The sequence below is a fragment of the Ruegeria sp. AO1 genome (assembly GCF_056535985.1).
Genome location: NZ_JBQFJC010000001.1, coordinates 3,432,500 through 3,448,423 on the forward strand (window position 1 = coordinate 3,432,500; position 15,924 = coordinate 3,448,423).

The following is a 15,924-nucleotide window of genomic DNA, read 5'->3' on the forward strand; positions in this document are numbered from 1 at the left end:
GTTTTTGTTTTGATATATTTTTTAAGGACTTGGTGTTTGAAGTGGCCTGAGAAAACAGACTATGGTCCTTATGTGGCCAGGACGGTCAGAACCAACAGATTCCAATACGCGTGTGGTGAGTAGGGAGCACGTGGGGTAGGGAAGGTTCTGCACCGTGCAGGGCCTTCCCTCTGTTTTAGTCGGCCTCAGTCGAGCCCAGGGCGCAGATCACCTGCCATTCGGCTTCAGTGACCGGCTGCACCGACAGACGAGAGTTTTTGACCAGCACCATCTCACCCAGACGTTCATCCGCTTTGATCTGATCCAGCGTGACGTGAACTTCAAACGGTCTTACTGCCTTGATATCCACGCATTCCCAACGTTCGTCATCGGTGCTGCTGTCGGGATGGGCCTCAGCACAGACCTCAACGATGCCGACGATCGCCTTGTCCTTTTGCGAGTGATAAAAGAACCCGCGATCACCGATTGCCATTTGCCGCATGAAATTGCGCGCCTGATAGTTCCGCACGCCGTCCCATTCTTCGCCTGCCTCGCCCTTGGCAACCTGCTGGTCCCAGCTCCAGGTCGATGGCTCGGATTTGAACAGCCAGTATGCCATCAGCCAATCACCTTTTTCCAAGGGATCAGTTCGACAGACTGGAACAGGCCTGCCTTGGCATAGGGATCATTGTCGGCCCAGCTTTGTGCAGCGGCCAGATCTTCGACATCGAGAACAACCAGCGAGCCGATCATCGCATCTCCGTCCAGCAACGGGCCAGCCTGCGATACAACGCCGGTTTCTTCGATATAGGCCAAATGGGCCGAGCGGTTGTCCAGCCGGGTTTGCAGCGCGCCGGGTTTGTCACGGGCGATGAGGGCGATCAGCATGTTATTCCTCCTTGAGGGGTCGGTTGAGCAGGGTTTCGATAGCTTGCGCCACACTGTAGGTGCCTTGGCTCAGGTCGGCCACAGTGGCGCTGATGGGCATGTCCAGACCTTCGGCCTTGGCGATATCGGCCATGGCGCGGGCGGTGGCGACACCTTCGACGGTTGTTGTGGTGTCGAAGGGCTCATTTCGACCCAAACACAGGCCAAAACGATAGTTTCGGGACAGCTCCGACGAGCAGGTCAACACCAGATCACCTAGGCCAGAGAGCCCCATCAACGTCTCTGGCTGTGCGCCGCGCATGAGGGCAAAGCGCTGCATTTCGGCAAATCCGCGCGTCATCAGGGCAGCACGGGCGCTATCGCCCAGACCGGCCCCGATGGCAGCGCCACATCCGATGGCCATAACGTTTTTCAATGCGCCGCCGAGTTCCGCCCCGATCACATCGGTGGTGCGGTATAGGCGCAGATTGGCGGTGGTCAGCTCGGATTGCAGTGTTTCGAGCAGATCAGCATCTGCACAGGCCAAGGTCAGCGCGGTCGGCAGGCCACGCGCGATGTCATCCGCAAAGCTGGGGCCAGTCAGAAGCGCTGGTCGTGCATCCGGGATGGTTGCGCGGATCACGGAAATCGGACCGAGGCCCGAGGACAGTTCAATCCCCTTGCAGCACGCAACCAGCGTTTTCCCGGCCAGCACCGCTGCGTGTTCCTGCAGTGCATGGCGCAACTGTTGCATCGGCACAGACACCAGAAGGACATCGTTTGCCGCCGCTACTCCGATATCAGAGGTGACGGTGATCGCATCGGGCAAGGCGACATCGGGCAATCGCCTCTTGTTGATCTGATTGTCTTGCATGGCTTTCGCTTGCTCGGCGCTGCGCGACCACAGGGTGACTGGCCCGTTACCGGCCAGTGAGATCGCCAGTGCCGTACCGAACGCCCCTGATCCGAGAACCGAAACGCTCATGCCTTTGCGCCCTTCTTACCGCTACCCAGCATGGCGGGGCTGGTTTGGTCCAAAGGCCAACGGGGTCTCGCTGTCAGATCCAAACCGTCGCGCGCGCCGGTGCGAAAACGCTCCATCCCAGCATAGGCGATCATGGCGGCATTGTCGGTGCAAAGGGCAAGGGGCGGGGCGGTGAAACGTGCACCTTTTTCCGCACAAACAGACTCTAACGCAATGCGAATAGCGGAGTTTGCAGCCACACCGCCCGCGACTGCGATCACCGGATCCGAGGGGGTCTCGGCCAGATACATATCCATAGCGCGTCGTGTTTTCTCGGCCAAAGTATCCACGACTGCCTGCTGAAACCCGGCACATAGATCGGCGCGATCCTGTCGGGTTAGGCCGGTTTTTTCCGCGACGATCTGATCCCGCATCCGCATCAGCGCGGTTTTCAGCCCCGAGAAAGACAGGTCACATCCGGGCCGGTCCAGTAGGGGGCGGGGAAAACGGAACCGCTTGGGATCGCCCTTGCGCGCCTCTGCCTCGACAGAGGGTCCACCGGGTTGCGGCAGGCCCAGAAGACGGGCGGTTTTGTCAAAGGCCTCACCAGGGGCATCGTCGATGGTGCCGCCCAGACGGGTGAATTGCTCGGGTCCCTGGGCGATCAGATATTGGCAGTGCCCGCCCGAGACCAGCAGCATCAGGTACGGAAAGGCTATTCCATCTGTCAGGCGCGGGGTCAGAGCGTGACCGGCCAGATGGTTTACCCCGATCAGAGGCAGGCCGGTCGCCGCACTGATCCCCTTGGCGCACATGACGCCGGACATGACCCCTCCGATCAGGCCGGGCCCGGCGGTGACGGCGATGGCGTCCATGTCGGCTAGTGTTAGACCCGCATCCTTTAGCGCCTGCACGACGCAGATATCCAATTTCTCCGCATGGGCACGTGCAGCGATTTCGGGGACGACGCCCCCATAAGCGCTGTGCAGCTCGGTTTGGCCATGGACAATCGACGACAGCACTTCGGCCCCTTCGCCGTCGGTTTGGCGCACGACGGCGGCGGCTGTGTCGTCGCAGCTGCTTTCCAATCCAAGGACGGTAAGTGTTTGCACCATTGGCGTGATCCGTTGCATCATGATTGCCAAGCGGGGTACCACCCTGCGCGGACGCAAACAATCCCAAGGCCGAAGGCGCCGATAGTTGTATTTGTTGATGACCCGCCCTCGCGCCGCCTCGCAGAGGTTTGTTGCGCAGCTTCCGACCCGCGTCAGATCGCGTGTTGAGGTCATCCATTCCCCCATTCTGGAAATCAAACCGCTGGCGGTTCCGATTTGCACGGCCGAGACGCAGGGGTTGATATTCACATCTTCCAATGCGGTGAATGCGGCAGCCTCGGCGGGTGTGCGCCGGGATTTGCCCGCCTTTTGCGTGGGTCCGACCACAACTGCGACCGCCGAAAGCGCGGGCTGGGATGCGCGTATGGTCGGTGGCACGGCGGAAGAGCTTGTGGCCGGTCTTTTGCAAATCAGACCAACCAGCCCGCTGTTGCATCTGCGCGGCGAACACAGCCGGGGCAACATCGCCGAGCGTCTGACCGAGATGGGCGTGACCACGCGCGAACAGGCGGTGTACCAGCAACTTCTGCTGCCGCTCAGCCCCGAGGCAAAGGCCGCATCCGAGGGCGACAGGCCAGTGATCGCGCCTATTTTCTCACCCCGCACCGCGCGACAATTTGCCGACATCTGGGCGGGCACTGCCCCGCTATGGCTGGCCGCAATCAGCGAGGCAACGGCGGAACCCCTTAAATCCTTGGGGTATGAACGTCTGAGGATCGCCAAGGAACCGACGCCCAAGAAGATGCGTAAGGCCGTTAAAAAGCTTGTGAAACACGCGTTGCGGGTTGAGAGAGAGCCGGGTGCAGATTAACTTGGAACAGTCTGTAGTTCTGGTGATTTTAGAATCGATAAGGGGAATTTGACGGTGGCGGGCAAAAAGAAATCCGATCAGGAACCGGTGGAAACCCCGAAAACAGACGATGTTGTCGAAGATGTAAGCGTTGAACCTAGCGGTGAAACTGAAGGGTCGCCTGTTGACGAAGATGCGCCGAATGAGGACCTGATTTCCGAAGCCGAAGCCGAAGCCGAAGCCGAAGCCGAAGCCGAAGCCGAAGCCGAAGCCGAAGCCGAAGCCGAAGCCGAAGCCGAAGCCGAAGCCGAAGCCGAAGCCGAAGCCGAAGCCGAAGCCGAAGCCGAAGCCGAAGCCGAAGCCGAAGCCGAAGCCGAAGCCGAAGCCGAAGCCGAAGCCGAAGCCGAAGCCGAAGCCGAAGCCGAAGCCGAAGCCGAAGCCGAAGCCGAAGCGTCCGTCGAGCCGTCGGAACCTATGCAGGCCGATGAGAAACCCGCTGAACCAACCCAGGAACAACGGGGCGGATTTGTTCCGGCCCTGATAGGTGGTGTGATTGCCGCGGGCCTTGGCTTCGCGGCGGCTCAAACGGGGCTGATCTCGTCTGGTGGGTCGGATAGCTCAGACGTGATTGCGGCGCTTGAATCGAAGCTCTCGGAACAATCAGACCAGATCGAAGCGCTGACCAAGAAGCTCTCGGATGCGCCGGACGTGTCGGGCCTGACGGATCAGGTTCAGGCGCTGTCGCAAAAGCTGGACCCGGTTGACGCAGATCTGACCGCCGTGAAATCCAGCGTCGAATCTCTGACGGGTCAGATCGCGCCCCTGGCCGACCGGCTGACCGAGCTTGAGAAGGCGCCGATCTCCGCTAACACCTCGACCGAAGCCACCGCTGCTTTTGAAGCCGAGTTGAAAAAGCTGCAGGACTCTCTGGCGGCGCAGCGCGGAGAGGTCGAAAAGATGGTTGCCGATGCACAGGCGCTTGAGGCGAAAGCAACGGCCGAAGCGCAAGCCGCGACCAACCTCGCCATCCTGTCCCGCCTGCACGGGCAATTGGATGCCGGTCAGCCCTATTCAGACCTTTTGGGCGAACTGCAAGCGGGGGGTGTGACGGTGCCGGATGCGCTCTCAACCCCTGCAGATAAAGGGGTTGAGACGCTTTCGTCCTTGCGGGCCTCATTCCCTGCGGCGGCGCGTACCGCTTTGGCGGATGCGCGGGATGCGGATAAAGGCACCGGCGTGATCGCCTTTTTGCAGCGCCAGACCGGTGCGCGATCGGTGACCCCTCAGGATGGGGATGGCCCGGATGCTGTGCTGTCGCGTGCTCAGGCGGCCTTGGCCGATGGTGATATCGCCACCGCCCTGACCGAATTGAAATCCCTGCCAGAGGCGGCGCAGACCGCAATGGCCGATTGGGAACAAGCAGCCCAGACCCGGGTCGCGGCGGTTGAAGCTGCCGATACGCTTGCTTCCGACCTGAACTCGAACTGAAGGACCTGCCATGCTGTGGTCATTGTTTAAGATCCTTGTTTTTGTTGCGATTATCGGCCTTCTGGCTTTGGGTGGTCACTTCCTCATGCAAACCAGCGGCGGAGTTCAAATTACCGTCGCCGGGGTAGAATACACGCTAGGGCCGCTGCAATCGGTGATCGCGCTCGGCGTGCTGGTCTTTGGCGTCTGGTTGTTCTTCAAGCTGCTGAGCCTGCTGATCGCGACGCTGAAATTTCTCAACGGCGATGAAACCGCCCTGTCGCGCCATTTCGACCGCAGTCGCGAACGGCGCGGGTATGAGGCGCTGTCTGACGGTCTCATGGCGTTGGCATCGGGCGAGGGTCGCATGGCGATGGCCAAGGCTTCCAAAGCGGAAAAGCTGCTGAACAAGCCGGAACTGACCAATTTGCTGGTCGCACAAGCGGCCGAGATGACGGGCGACACCAAAAAGGCCTCGGAAACCTACAAAAAGCTGGTGACCAATAGCGCCACGCGCTTTGTCGGTGTGCGCGGTATCATGAAACAGAAGCTGGCCGAGGGCGATGACGAAACCGCGCGCAAATTGGCTGAGAAAGCCCTGGCGCTGAAGCCGCGCCATGAGGAAACGCAAGATGTCTTGCTGAACCTACAGACCAAAGCGCATGATTGGGCCGGAGCGCGGTCGACTCTGACGTCGAAGCTGAAAGCCGGATACCTGCCGCGCGATGTGTTCAAACGGCGCGACGCGGTTCTGGCCCTGTCCGAGGCCAAGGGCATTCTGGAAGATGGCGCAAGCGTCGAGCAACAGGAACAAGCCATCGAGGCCAACCGTCTCTCACCCGATCTCGTCCCTGCTGCCGCCATGGCTGCGCGGGCCTATATCGAAAAAGGCAAACCGCGCCCTGCCACCAAGATCCTCAAGAAAGCGTGGGAGGTTCAGCCCCACCCCGACCTCGCCCATGCTTTTGCTGAGATTGCGCCGGACGAGTCGGCTCAGGACCGTATCAAGCGGTTCACCGCGCTGACCCGTATCCACCCTGAGAACATGGAAACCCGCCTGATTCTGGCCGAATTGAACATCGTCGCCGAGGACTTCCCCGAAGCGCGTCGCGCGCTGGGCGATGTGGTCGAAAAACAGGCCGATGCTCGTGGATACACGTTGATGGCGGCCATCGAGCGCGGCGAAGGTGCCTCGGACGCTGTTGTTCAGGGTTGGCTGGCTAAGGCCTTGACCGCGCCGCGTGGGCCGCAATGGGTCTGCGAGAACTGTCATGACATTCAGCCCGAATGGGGTCCGGTCTGCCAGAATTGCGGCAGCTTCGATACGCTCAGCTGGCAAACGCCTCAGACGCCCGAGATCGCCACGGCCACAGGTGTGCATATGTTGCCGTTGATTGTGGGCGCGCTGGAAGATCAAACCTCGCCTAGCGAGGAGCCAGAACAGGAAGCGCCTGCAGAAGTGATCGAGCTGAACGCCGACACGGTGGATGAGACCGCAGAGAAGCAGGCCTGACCCAAACGGCCTGATCTTTTCCGGCCCACAGCGGCCTTGCAATAGACAAAATTGTTTGGCTCCGCCCCCAAGGGGCGCTGCTTTGGTATGTTTAACGCCAGTGTGACGGGTTTCACTGACTTACCGGTAGCATTTGCCGCATTCTCTCGATGAATCGACCAATCGTTTTAGATTGAGGAGAAACCAAATGAAAATTGATGAAAAAGGCCTGGATAAATTTGAGAAAGAAGCGGACAAACTTGCGGCGGCGATTGTCCAGCAATCCAAAATCATCGACCAGGCGGAAAAGGCGTCTCCTGTCGCGAAGAAAACACTGGCACCGTTGAAAAAAGCGATTGCAGTGGCGATGAAGCAAGGCAAGGCTGCGCAGAAGGCCATTTCGACTGCCAAGAAGAAAAAATGTATGGACGAAAAGGCCAACAAAGACCTTCTGGTTCAGGTTTCGAAAGCTGCCAAGACTGCATCGGCGGCCAAGAAATTGATCGGTCACGAGGCAACGCATGTGGTGCAACAGGCCGTCCCGAAAGCGACGCCGAAGCAGATGGAAAAGACCTTCGACGAAAAGCTGAAATTCTGGCAAAACCTTGAAAAGAAAGCCAAATAAATCTGGGACATAGGCCGGGCCTGCACAGAGAAGTGCTGTGCGAGGCCCTGACATCAACGCTCATGGCATGAAATGCTGTTCGAGTGATTGGAATGTGAGACTGAATTCCCCAAGCACACGGGCTATCTTCTCGCCACAAATGCGAGTAATTAATGCAATTTAGGGGGATTTGGTGCCCAGGAGAGGACTCGAACCTCCACGTCCATACGGACACTAGCACCTGAAGCTAGCGCGTCTACCAATTCCGCCACCTGGGCAGGTGTCGTGAGGGGGCGTTTAAGCCCAGCGGCGGTGAGGGTCAACCAGATTCGGACAGATTTTTTAAAGTTTTTTGAACCACGCCGCTCGGCCCCTTTTCACAGTGGGTTTCTTCGCAGGACGCGCGGCGATTTGATGCCTTGTTTCAAAGGGGTTCGGGCGCTACTTCTACGTCAGAGCCACGCAGCAGGAGCCATCGAATGTCGAAACTGGTCACGATCTACGGAGGGTCAGGGTTTGTCGGGCGCTACATCGCGCGCCGTATGGCGGCCAAGGGATGGCGTGTCCGAGTCGCCGTGCGACGCCCGAACGAGGCCATGTTCGTGAAACCCTATGGCGTTGTGGGTCAGGTTGAACCGGTTTTTTGCAACATCCGGGATGATGCCTCGGTGCGGTTGGCCATGCAGGGTGCGGATGCGGTTGTGAATTGCGTGGGTGTCCTGAACGAACTGGGCAAGAACGGGTTTGATGCGGTGCAGGCCGAAGGGGCCGAACGCATCGCGCGTCTTGCGTCCGAGAATGGTGTGGAGCGGATGGTTCATATCTCGGCCATTGGTGCAGATGCCGAGTCAGACAGCGCGTATTCCCGCACCAAAGCCGCGGGCGAGGCCGGAGTTCTGGCCCATATGCCCGACGCAGTGATCCTGCGCCCTTCGATCATTTTTGGGACCGAGGATCAGTTCTTCAACCGGTTCGCCGCGACGACGCGGTTCGGGCCAATTCTGCCTCTGGTCGGGGCCGAGACACGGTTTCAGCCGGTCTATGTGGATGATGTGGCGCAAGCGGCCGAGAAGGGTGTCTTGGGGAAAGCGGCCTCGGGCATTTGTGAGCTGGGCGGTCCTGAGGTGAAAACCTTCCGGGCTTTGATGCAGCAAATGCTGGAGGTGATTCATCGGCGCCGGGTGATTCTGGGTGTGCCGTTCTTTGCCGCCAAGATCATGGCCGGTGTGTTGGATATTCTGAAATTCGTCAGCTTCCAGCTGTTCTCGAATCCGATCCTGACGCGGGATCAGCTGAAGAACCTTCGACAAGACAATGTAGTCGGTGACAGCGCCAAGGGCTTTGCGGATCTGGGGATTGTGCCCACTACGTTGGATGCTGTTCTGCCCGAATACCTTTGGAAATTCCGCCCCTCAGGTCAGTATGACGACATTCAGAACTCGGCCAAGAATTTGCGGACCTGATCAGCTATAGGCGATCACCAGCAGGATCGCGCCCAGAATGACGCGATAGATGACATAGGGCGTGAAGCTGACACTGCGCAGCAGGCGCATCATCAGGCTGAGTGCTAACAGGGCCGACACAAAGGCAAAGAGGGCGGCGATCGCTCCGTCTTTGGCCAGCTGCGCGTCGGCCTGGTGGGCTACGTCAAGGGATAGCAACACGCCTGAGGCGATGATGGTCGGGATCGACATAAGCATGGCGAGGCGTGCGCCTTCTTCCCGCGTATAACCCAGATGCCGTGCCCCGGTAATGGTGATGCCCGACCGTGATGTCCCTGGAATCAAGGCGATGGTCTGCCAAAGTCCCATAATGGCCGCGTCACGCAGGCCCCAATCGGTGGCGATCTTGGTCTGGGGGCCTTTCTGGTCCATCCAATAGAGCAGCAGCCCAAACAGCAGCATGGTCCAGCCGATGACGGCGATGGATCGCAGCGCCTCGGTCAGGCCGGTCAGGTAAAGGACCAGCCCGGCGAGGACAGTCGGAATCGTTGCCACGATCAACCCCAGCGCCAACCGTGCCTGAGCTGTGTCGGTGCGCCCGGTCAGCGCCGCAGGCAGCCCGCGGATTGCCTGTTTGACGTCGGACCAGAAGTACAAAACAACCGCGCCCAGCGTGCCCACATGAACGGCGACGTCGATGGTTTGGCCCTGATCCTGCATCCCGGTCAGGTTAGGCAGCAAGATCAGATGGCCGGACGAGGAGACAGGCAGAAATTCAGTAAGCCCCTGAATGATTGCCACGAGAATCAAGTGAAAGAGACTCATTTACCCTGCCGCACTGCCATCAAATTGCTTTGGGTTTATGGGTATTCTGGTGGTGTCGAAAAGGAAAGATGATAGATAGGTCCGTATCGGACTTAAAAATAGAAGAAAAAAGGGAAGAATTTTCACGTCAGCTTATATTTTTCCTAATTAGGTCAGTATATATGACTTTTCATATCCGGAGCGATCTCATAAAGAGATGCTTCCTAGCCAATTCATGGAGTCGGACCCGTGGCAAAGCAACCGATGTTGAAATTTGTGCAGATTGACCGTGTCATGCCTGAAAAGCGTGCCGCCGATGACCGCAAAGAAGACTTTGACGAAATCTACGCGGAATTCGCATCGGCCAAGGCTGCGGAGCAAGCCAGCCGCTGCAGCCAATGTGGTGTGCCCTATTGCCAGTCGCATTGCCCGCTGCACAACAACATCCCTGACTGGCTGCGCCTGACTGCGACAGGCCGTCTGGAAGAGGCTTACGCGACCAGTCAGGCCACCAACACATTCCCCGAGATCTGCGGTCGTATTTGCCCTCAGGATCGCTTGTGTGAGGGCAATTGCGTGATTGAACAGTCGGGTCACGGCACGGTCACCATCGGCACGATTGAAAAATACATCACTGATACCGCTTGGGACAAAGGCTGGGTAAAGCCTGTCGTTCCGACCGCTGAACGCAGCGAAAGTGTCGGCATCATCGGCGGAGGCCCGGGTGGTCTGGCCGCAGCCGACATGCTCCGCCGTGCCGGTATCCAAGTCACAGTCTATGACCGCTATGACCGTGCGGGCGGCTTGTTGATGTACGGAATCCCCGGCTTCAAGCTCGAGAAAAACATCGTCCAGCGCCGCAATGACCTGTTGGCCGATGGTGGGGTAGAGTTCGTTCTGAACTGCGACGTGGACGCCGCCAAATTTGACGAAATTCGCGCCAAGCATGACGCCGTGATCATCGCAACCGGCGTTTACAAGTCGCGCGATCTGTCCATGCCGGGCAGCGGATTGACGGGGATTGAGAAGGCAATCGACTTCCTGACCGCCTCGAACCGCAAAAGCTTTGGGGACGCGGTTGAAGATTTCGACAATGGCCGCCTGAACGCCGACGGCAAGAAGGTTGTCGTGATTGGCGGCGGCGACACGGCGATGGACTGTGTGCGCACCTCGATCCGTCAGGGCGCAACCTCGGTCAAATGTCTGTACCGCCGCGACCGCGCCAACATGCCCGGCTCGCAGCGTGAAACGCAGAATGCCGAGGAAGAAGGCGTGGTGTTCGAATGGCTCAGCGCGCCAAAAGGGTTCGTCGGCGATGACAAGGTCTCCGGCGTGATGGTCCAGAAGATGCGCCTGGGACAACCGGATGCGTCGGGCCGTCAGGCTCCTGAGGTGATCGAAGGGGCCGACTATGTCGAGGATGCCGATCTGGTGATCAAGGCGCTGGGTTTTGAGCCCGAGGACCTGCCAACCCTGTTCGGCCAGCCCGATCTGCCGGTCACGCGCTGGGGCACCATCAAAGCAGCCTTCCAGACCGGTGAGACCGAAATGGACGGCGTCTATGCCATCGGTGACATCGTGCGCGGTGCCTCTTTGGTCGTCTGGGCGATCCGGGATGGCCGGGATTGCGCCGATGCGGTCCTCGACCGTTTCAACGCCAAAGCGGCCATCGCCGCCGAATAAGTCCAAGGATTATGAGGGGAAGACGCGACAGCGCCCTCTCGAAAGAAGGAAACAGCCAATGACCAAATTTGATGCCGATTGGGTCCGAGCCGAGGAAGCCAAACGCCAGTGGATGGCGGAAAACGGCCTCTATTCCGAAGAGGAAGAGCATTCCTCATGCGGTGTGGGCCTTGTCGTATCCGTCGACGGTAAGCCTTCGCGCAAGGTTGTGGATGCGGGGATCGATGCGCTCAAGGCGATCTGGCACCGGGGCGCTGTCGATGCGGATGGCAAGACAGGTGACGGCGCGGGTATCCATGTTCAGATCCCGGTCCCGTTCTTCTACGACCAGATCCGTCGCACCGGCCATGAACCCAATCTGGATGAGCTGATCGCCGTTGGTCAGGTCTTCCTGCCCCGCACCGATTTCGGCGCGCAGGAAAGCTGTCGGACCATCGTAGAAACCGAAGTTCTGCGGATGGGTTACTACATCTATGGCTGGCGTCACGTGCCGGTTGATGTCACCTGTCTGGGCGACAAGGCCAACGCGACCCGTCCTGAGATTGAGCAGATCCTGATCTCGAACAGCAAAGGCGTGGACGAAGAAACGTTCGAGCGTGAGCTGTATGTCATCCGTCGCCGCATCGAAAAAGCGGCTGCGGCTGCTGGGATTTCTGGCCTGTATCTGGCGTCGCTCTCCTGCCGCTCGATCATCTACAAGGGCATGATGCTGGCCGAGCAGGTTGCGGTTTTCTACCCCGACTTGATGGACGAACGCTTTGAGTCGGCCTTTGCGATCTATCACCAGCGCTATTCGACCAACACCTTCCCGCAATGGTGGCTGGCCCAGCCGTTCCGGATGTTGGCGCATAACGGTGAGATCAACACGCTGAAGGGCAACATCAACTGGATGAAGAGCCATGAGATCCGCATGGCGTCCTCGACCTTTGGTGACTATGCCGAAGATATCAAGCCGATCATCGCAGGTGGATCGTCGGATTCGGCCGCATTAGACTCGGTTTTTGAGGTTCTGGTGCGCGCGGGCCGCTCGGCGCCAATGGCGAAAACCATGCTGGTGCCGGAAAGCTGGTCCAAGCAGGCGGTTGAGCTGCCGCAGGCATGGCGCGACATGTATTCCTACTGCAACTCAGTGATGGAGCCGTGGGATGGCCCCGCCGCCTTGGCCATGACCGATGGCCGCTGGGTCTGTGCCGGCCTCGACCGAAATGGTCTGCGCCCGATGCGCTATGTGGTGACGGGCGATGGCCTGGTCATCGCGGGTTCCGAGGCTGGAATGGTGCCGATTGATGAGGCCTCGGTGACCGAAAAAGGCGCTCTGGGTCCGGGTCAGATGCTGGCCGTCGACATGAAGCGCGGCAAGCTTTACCGCGACAAACAGATCAAGGACAAACTGGCCCGCGCCCTGCCGTTTGGTGAGTGGGTCAACAAGATCAACGATCTGGATGACGCACTGGCCGGCGTGACCGAGACCGCCATGTTCCGCGGAGAAGAGCTGCGCAAGCGCCAGATCGCGGCCGGGTATTCGATCGAAGAGCTGGAGCAGATCCTCGCGCCGATGGCCGAGGACGGTAAAGAGTCGCTGGCTTCGATGGGGGATGACACGCCCTCGGCCGTGCTGTCCAAGCAGTACCGCCCGCTGAGCCATTTCTTCCGTCAGAACTTCAGCCAAGTGACAAACCCGCCTATCGACAGCTTGCGGGAATACCGCGTGATGTCGCTGAAAACCCGGTTCGGTAATCTGAAAAACGTGCTGGACGAAGACAGCAGCCAAACTGAAATCGTGGTGCTGGGTAGCCCCTTTGTTGGCAACGCGCAGTGGGACAAACTGGTTGAGACCTTCGGCTCTCCGCTGGCGGAAATCGACTGCAGCTTTGAGCCCGGTCGTGGCGCGCTGAGCGCTGCTTTGGCCCGTGTTAGAGCCGAAGCAGAGGAGGCTGTGCGCTCGGGCGCTGGGCATCTGGTGCTGTCCGACATGAACTCGGGCGAGGGCCGTGTGGCCATGCCGATGATCCTGGCGACCAGCGCGGTGCATTCGCATCTGACACGGCAAGGGCTTCGGACCTTCTGCTCGCTGAACGTGCGTTCGGCCGAATGTGTTGATCCGCACTACTTTGCGGTTCTGATCGGCTGCGGTGCGACAGTGGTGAACGCCTATCTGGCCGAGGACTCGCTGGCGGATCGGATTGACCGTGGTCTGCTGGAAGGCACGCTGACGGAAAACGTCGCGCGCTATCGCGAGGCCATCGATCAGGGTCTGCTGAAAATCATGGCCAAGATGGGCATCTCGGTGATCTCATCCTATCGCGGCGGTCTGAACTTTGAGGCGGTGGGTCTTAGCCGCGCCATGGTTGCCGAATACTTCCCCGGTATGACCAGCCGGATTTCCGGCATCGGTGTCACGGGTATTCAAGCCAAGGTCGAAGAAATCCATGCCAAGGCATGGGACAACGGCTTGGACGTGCTGCCCATCGGTGGGTTCTACAAAGCCCGGCAATCGGGCGAGACCCATGCTTGGGAAGCGACCTCGATGCACATGATGCAGATGGCGTGCAACAAGGCGTCCTACGAGCTGTGGAAGCAGTATTCGGCCAAGATGCAATCGAACCCGCCGATCCATCTGCGTGATCTGATGGACTTCAAACCGCTTGGCAAACCAGTGCCGATTGAAGAGGTCGAATCGATCACCTCGATCCGCAAACGCTTTGTCACGCCGGGCATGTCGCTGGGTGCGCTGTCACCCGAAGCGCATAAGACGCTGAACGTGGCGATGAACCGGATTGGTGCGAAATCCGACTCGGGTGAAGGTGGTGAAGATCCGGCCCACTTCGTTCCGGAGCCGAATGGTGACAACCCGTCGGCCAAGATCAAGCAGGTGGCCTCGGGCCGGTTCGGTGTGACTGCCGAGTACCTGAACCAGTGTGAAGAGCTTGAGATCAAGGTCGCCCAAGGTGCGAAACCAGGTGAGGGTGGTCAGCTGCCCGGCATGAAGGTCACCGACCTGATCGCGCGTCTGCGGCACTCGACCAAAGGCGTGACGCTGATTTCGCCGCCGCCGCATCACGACATCTACTCGATCGAGGACCTAGCGCAGCTGATCTATGACCTGAAACAGATCAACCCGCGTTGTAAAGTGACGGTGAAACTGGTCGCGTCTTCGGGCGTGGGCACGATTGCTGCCGGTGTGGCCAAGGCGAAAGCGGATATCATCCTGATTTCGGGCCACAATGGCGGCACGGGTGCATCGCCTGCGACCTCGATCAAATATGCCGGTCTTCCGTGGGAGATGGGTCTGACCGAGGCGCATCAGGTTCTGGCGATGAACAACCTGCGCGACCGTGTGACCCTGCGGACCGATGGTGGCCTGCGGACCGGTCGTGACATCGTCATGGCAGCGATGATGGGTGCCGAGGAATATGGCATTGGCACCGCAGCACTTATCGCGATGGGCTGTATCATGGTGCGTCAGTGCCAGTCGAACACCTGCCCGGTCGGCGTCTGTACGCAAGACGAAAGCCTGCGCGCAAAGTTCACCGGCAATGCGGATAAGGTCGTCAACCTGATCACCTTCTACGCACAGGAAGTGCGTGAGTTGCTGGCCAGCCTCGGCGCGCGTTCGATTGATGAGATCATCGGTCGGGCCGATCTGCTGGATCAGGTCAGCCGCGGCTCGGCGCATCTGGACGATCTGGATCTGAACCCGCTGCTGATCACTGTCGATGGTGCGCATGACATCGTCTATGACCGCCGCAAGGACCGCAATGCGGTGCCGGATACGCTGGACGCCGAGATCGTGCGCGATGCGGCGCGGTTCCTGAAAGACGGTGAAAAGATGCAGCTGTCTTACGCGATCCAGAACACGCACCGGACTGTGGGGACTCGCGTCTCCAGCCATATCGTTCAGAACTTCGGTATGCGGAACACGTTCCAGGACGACCACCTGCATGTGAAACTGCAGGGCTCGGCCGGTCAGTCGCTGGGGGCCTTTGCGGCACCGGGTCTGAAGCTGGAAGTGTCGGGTGACGCCAACGACTATGTCGGCAAAGGTCTGTCGGGTGGCATGATCGTCGTCCGCCCGCCGCAGGTCAGCCCGCTGAAGGCCGATGACAACACGATCATTGGCAACACCGTTCTGTATGGCGCAACCGACGGGCAGCTGTTTGCCGCTGGTCGCGCGGGTGAGCGGTTCGCGGTGCGGAACTCGGGCGCCAAAGTGGTGATCGAGGGCTGTGGATCGAACGGGTGTGAATACATGACCGGCGGTGTCGCGGTGATCCTGGGTGATATCGGGGCCAATTTTGGTGCGGGTATGACCGGCGGTATGGCCTATCTGTATGATCCGGAGGGCAAGGCGCAGGCGTTGATGAACATGGAAACGCTGGTGACCTGTCCGGTGACAGTCGATCATTGGGAAGATCAGTTGAAATCCCTGATCGAGCGTCACGCGGCGGAAACCTTCAGCCGGAAGGCCTCGGACATCCTGCAGCATTGGGATGTGGAAAAGGCGAACTTCCTGCAGGTCTGCCCGAAAGAAATGCTGAACAAGCTCAGCCATCCTCTGACAAACGAAGTGGCTGCGGTTCCGGCCGAATAAGCCGGGTGCAGAGATAAACAAGAAGGACCCGCGTTTCTGAGGTGGAACGCGGGTCTTTTTGTATTTCGCGGCGGACACAGTCGCGCGGCCCAATCCGCCTATCAGGAATTCCGCCGTTCCCATGAC

12 protein-coding genes and 1 tRNA gene are annotated in these 15,924 nt (G+C 59.4%); 7 read left to right on the top strand and 6 right to left on the bottom strand.

Translation table 11 applies throughout. From position 1 onward, the window contains the following. Positions 1–175 precede the first annotated feature (175 nt). From ACR3FB_RS17120 to tsaD, 4 genes are read right to left on the bottom strand one after another with little or no spacing between them, the layout of a single operon-like run. Positions 176–598: an EVE domain-containing protein gene (locus tag ACR3FB_RS17120; RefSeq protein WP_480565988.1), complete on the bottom strand. Its 423-nt coding sequence runs from the start codon at positions 596–598 to the stop codon at positions 176–178. Beyond that, positions 598–867: a YciI family protein gene (locus ACR3FB_RS17125; RefSeq protein WP_170380168.1), complete on the bottom strand. Its 270-nt coding sequence runs from the start codon at positions 865–867 to the stop codon at positions 598–600. The genes ACR3FB_RS17120 and ACR3FB_RS17125 overlap by 1 nt, the downstream gene beginning before the upstream one ends. 1 nt (position 868) lies before the next feature. Continuing rightward, positions 869–1,831 (bottom strand): NAD(P)H-dependent glycerol-3-phosphate dehydrogenase, encoded by a 963-nt coding sequence (locus ACR3FB_RS17130; protein ID WP_480565986.1) that lies wholly within the window; start codon positions 1,829–1,831, stop codon positions 869–871. Beyond that, positions 1,828–2,925, bottom strand: coding sequence for a tRNA (adenosine(37)-N6)-threonylcarbamoyltransferase complex transferase subunit TsaD (gene tsaD, locus ACR3FB_RS17135; RefSeq protein WP_480566299.1), 1,098 nt, complete (start codon positions 2,923–2,925; stop codon positions 1,828–1,830). The genes ACR3FB_RS17130 and tsaD overlap by 4 nt, the downstream gene beginning before the upstream one ends. 97 nt (positions 2,926–3,022) lie before the next feature. Between tsaD and ACR3FB_RS17140 the strand changes: the two genes are divergently transcribed. From ACR3FB_RS17140 to ACR3FB_RS17155, 4 genes are all read left to right on the top strand, one after another. Further along, entirely contained in the window at positions 3,023–3,736 is a 714-nt protein-coding gene (locus ACR3FB_RS17140) for a uroporphyrinogen-III synthase (protein WP_480565985.1), read from the top strand. A 54-nt stretch (positions 3,737–3,790) separates the two neighbouring features. Then, the gene (locus tag ACR3FB_RS17145) at positions 3,791–5,203 is read left to right on the top strand and encodes a COG4223 family protein (protein ID WP_480566313.1); all 1,413 of its coding nucleotides are present in this window, start codon (positions 3,791–3,793) and stop codon (positions 5,201–5,203) included. A 10-nt stretch (positions 5,204–5,213) separates the two neighbouring features. After that, positions 5,214–6,695: a heme biosynthesis HemY N-terminal domain-containing protein gene (locus tag ACR3FB_RS17150; RefSeq protein WP_480565981.1), complete on the top strand. Its 1,482-nt coding sequence runs from the start codon at positions 5,214–5,216 to the stop codon at positions 6,693–6,695. Between the two features lie 187 nt (positions 6,696–6,882). After that, positions 6,883–7,299 (top strand): hypothetical protein, encoded by a 417-nt coding sequence (locus ACR3FB_RS17155; RefSeq protein WP_480565979.1) that lies wholly within the window; start codon positions 6,883–6,885, stop codon positions 7,297–7,299. A 170-nt stretch (positions 7,300–7,469) separates the two neighbouring features. On the opposite strand, the gene ACR3FB_RS17160 is transcribed toward ACR3FB_RS17155, so the two are convergent. After that, positions 7,470–7,556 (bottom strand) — tRNA-Leu (locus tag ACR3FB_RS17160). Between the two features lie 201 nt (positions 7,557–7,757). Here ACR3FB_RS17160 and ACR3FB_RS17165 point away from each other — a divergent pair. Beyond that, complete coding sequence (locus ACR3FB_RS17165) at positions 7,758–8,741, top strand: complex I NDUFA9 subunit family protein (protein WP_480565977.1); 984 nt, start codon at positions 7,758–7,760, stop codon at positions 8,739–8,741. Here ACR3FB_RS17165 and ACR3FB_RS17170 read toward each other — a convergent pair whose 3' ends face one another. Next, positions 8,742–9,545, bottom strand: a complete 804-nt coding sequence (locus ACR3FB_RS17170; RefSeq protein ID WP_480565975.1) for an undecaprenyl-diphosphate phosphatase — start codon at positions 9,543–9,545, stop codon at positions 8,742–8,744. Positions 9,546–9,773: 228 nt separating this feature from the next. On the opposite strand from ACR3FB_RS17170, the gene ACR3FB_RS17175 reads away from it, so the two are divergent. Next, a complete protein-coding gene (locus ACR3FB_RS17175; RefSeq protein WP_480565973.1) occupies positions 9,774–11,207 on the top strand; it encodes an NAD(P)-dependent oxidoreductase in 1,434 nt (477 codons plus the stop codon). A 58-nt stretch (positions 11,208–11,265) separates the two neighbouring features. After that, positions 11,266–15,798, top strand: a complete 4,533-nt coding sequence (gltB, locus tag ACR3FB_RS17180; RefSeq protein ID WP_480565971.1) for a glutamate synthase large subunit — start codon at positions 11,266–11,268, stop codon at positions 15,796–15,798. Positions 15,799–15,924: the final 126 nt, after the last annotated feature.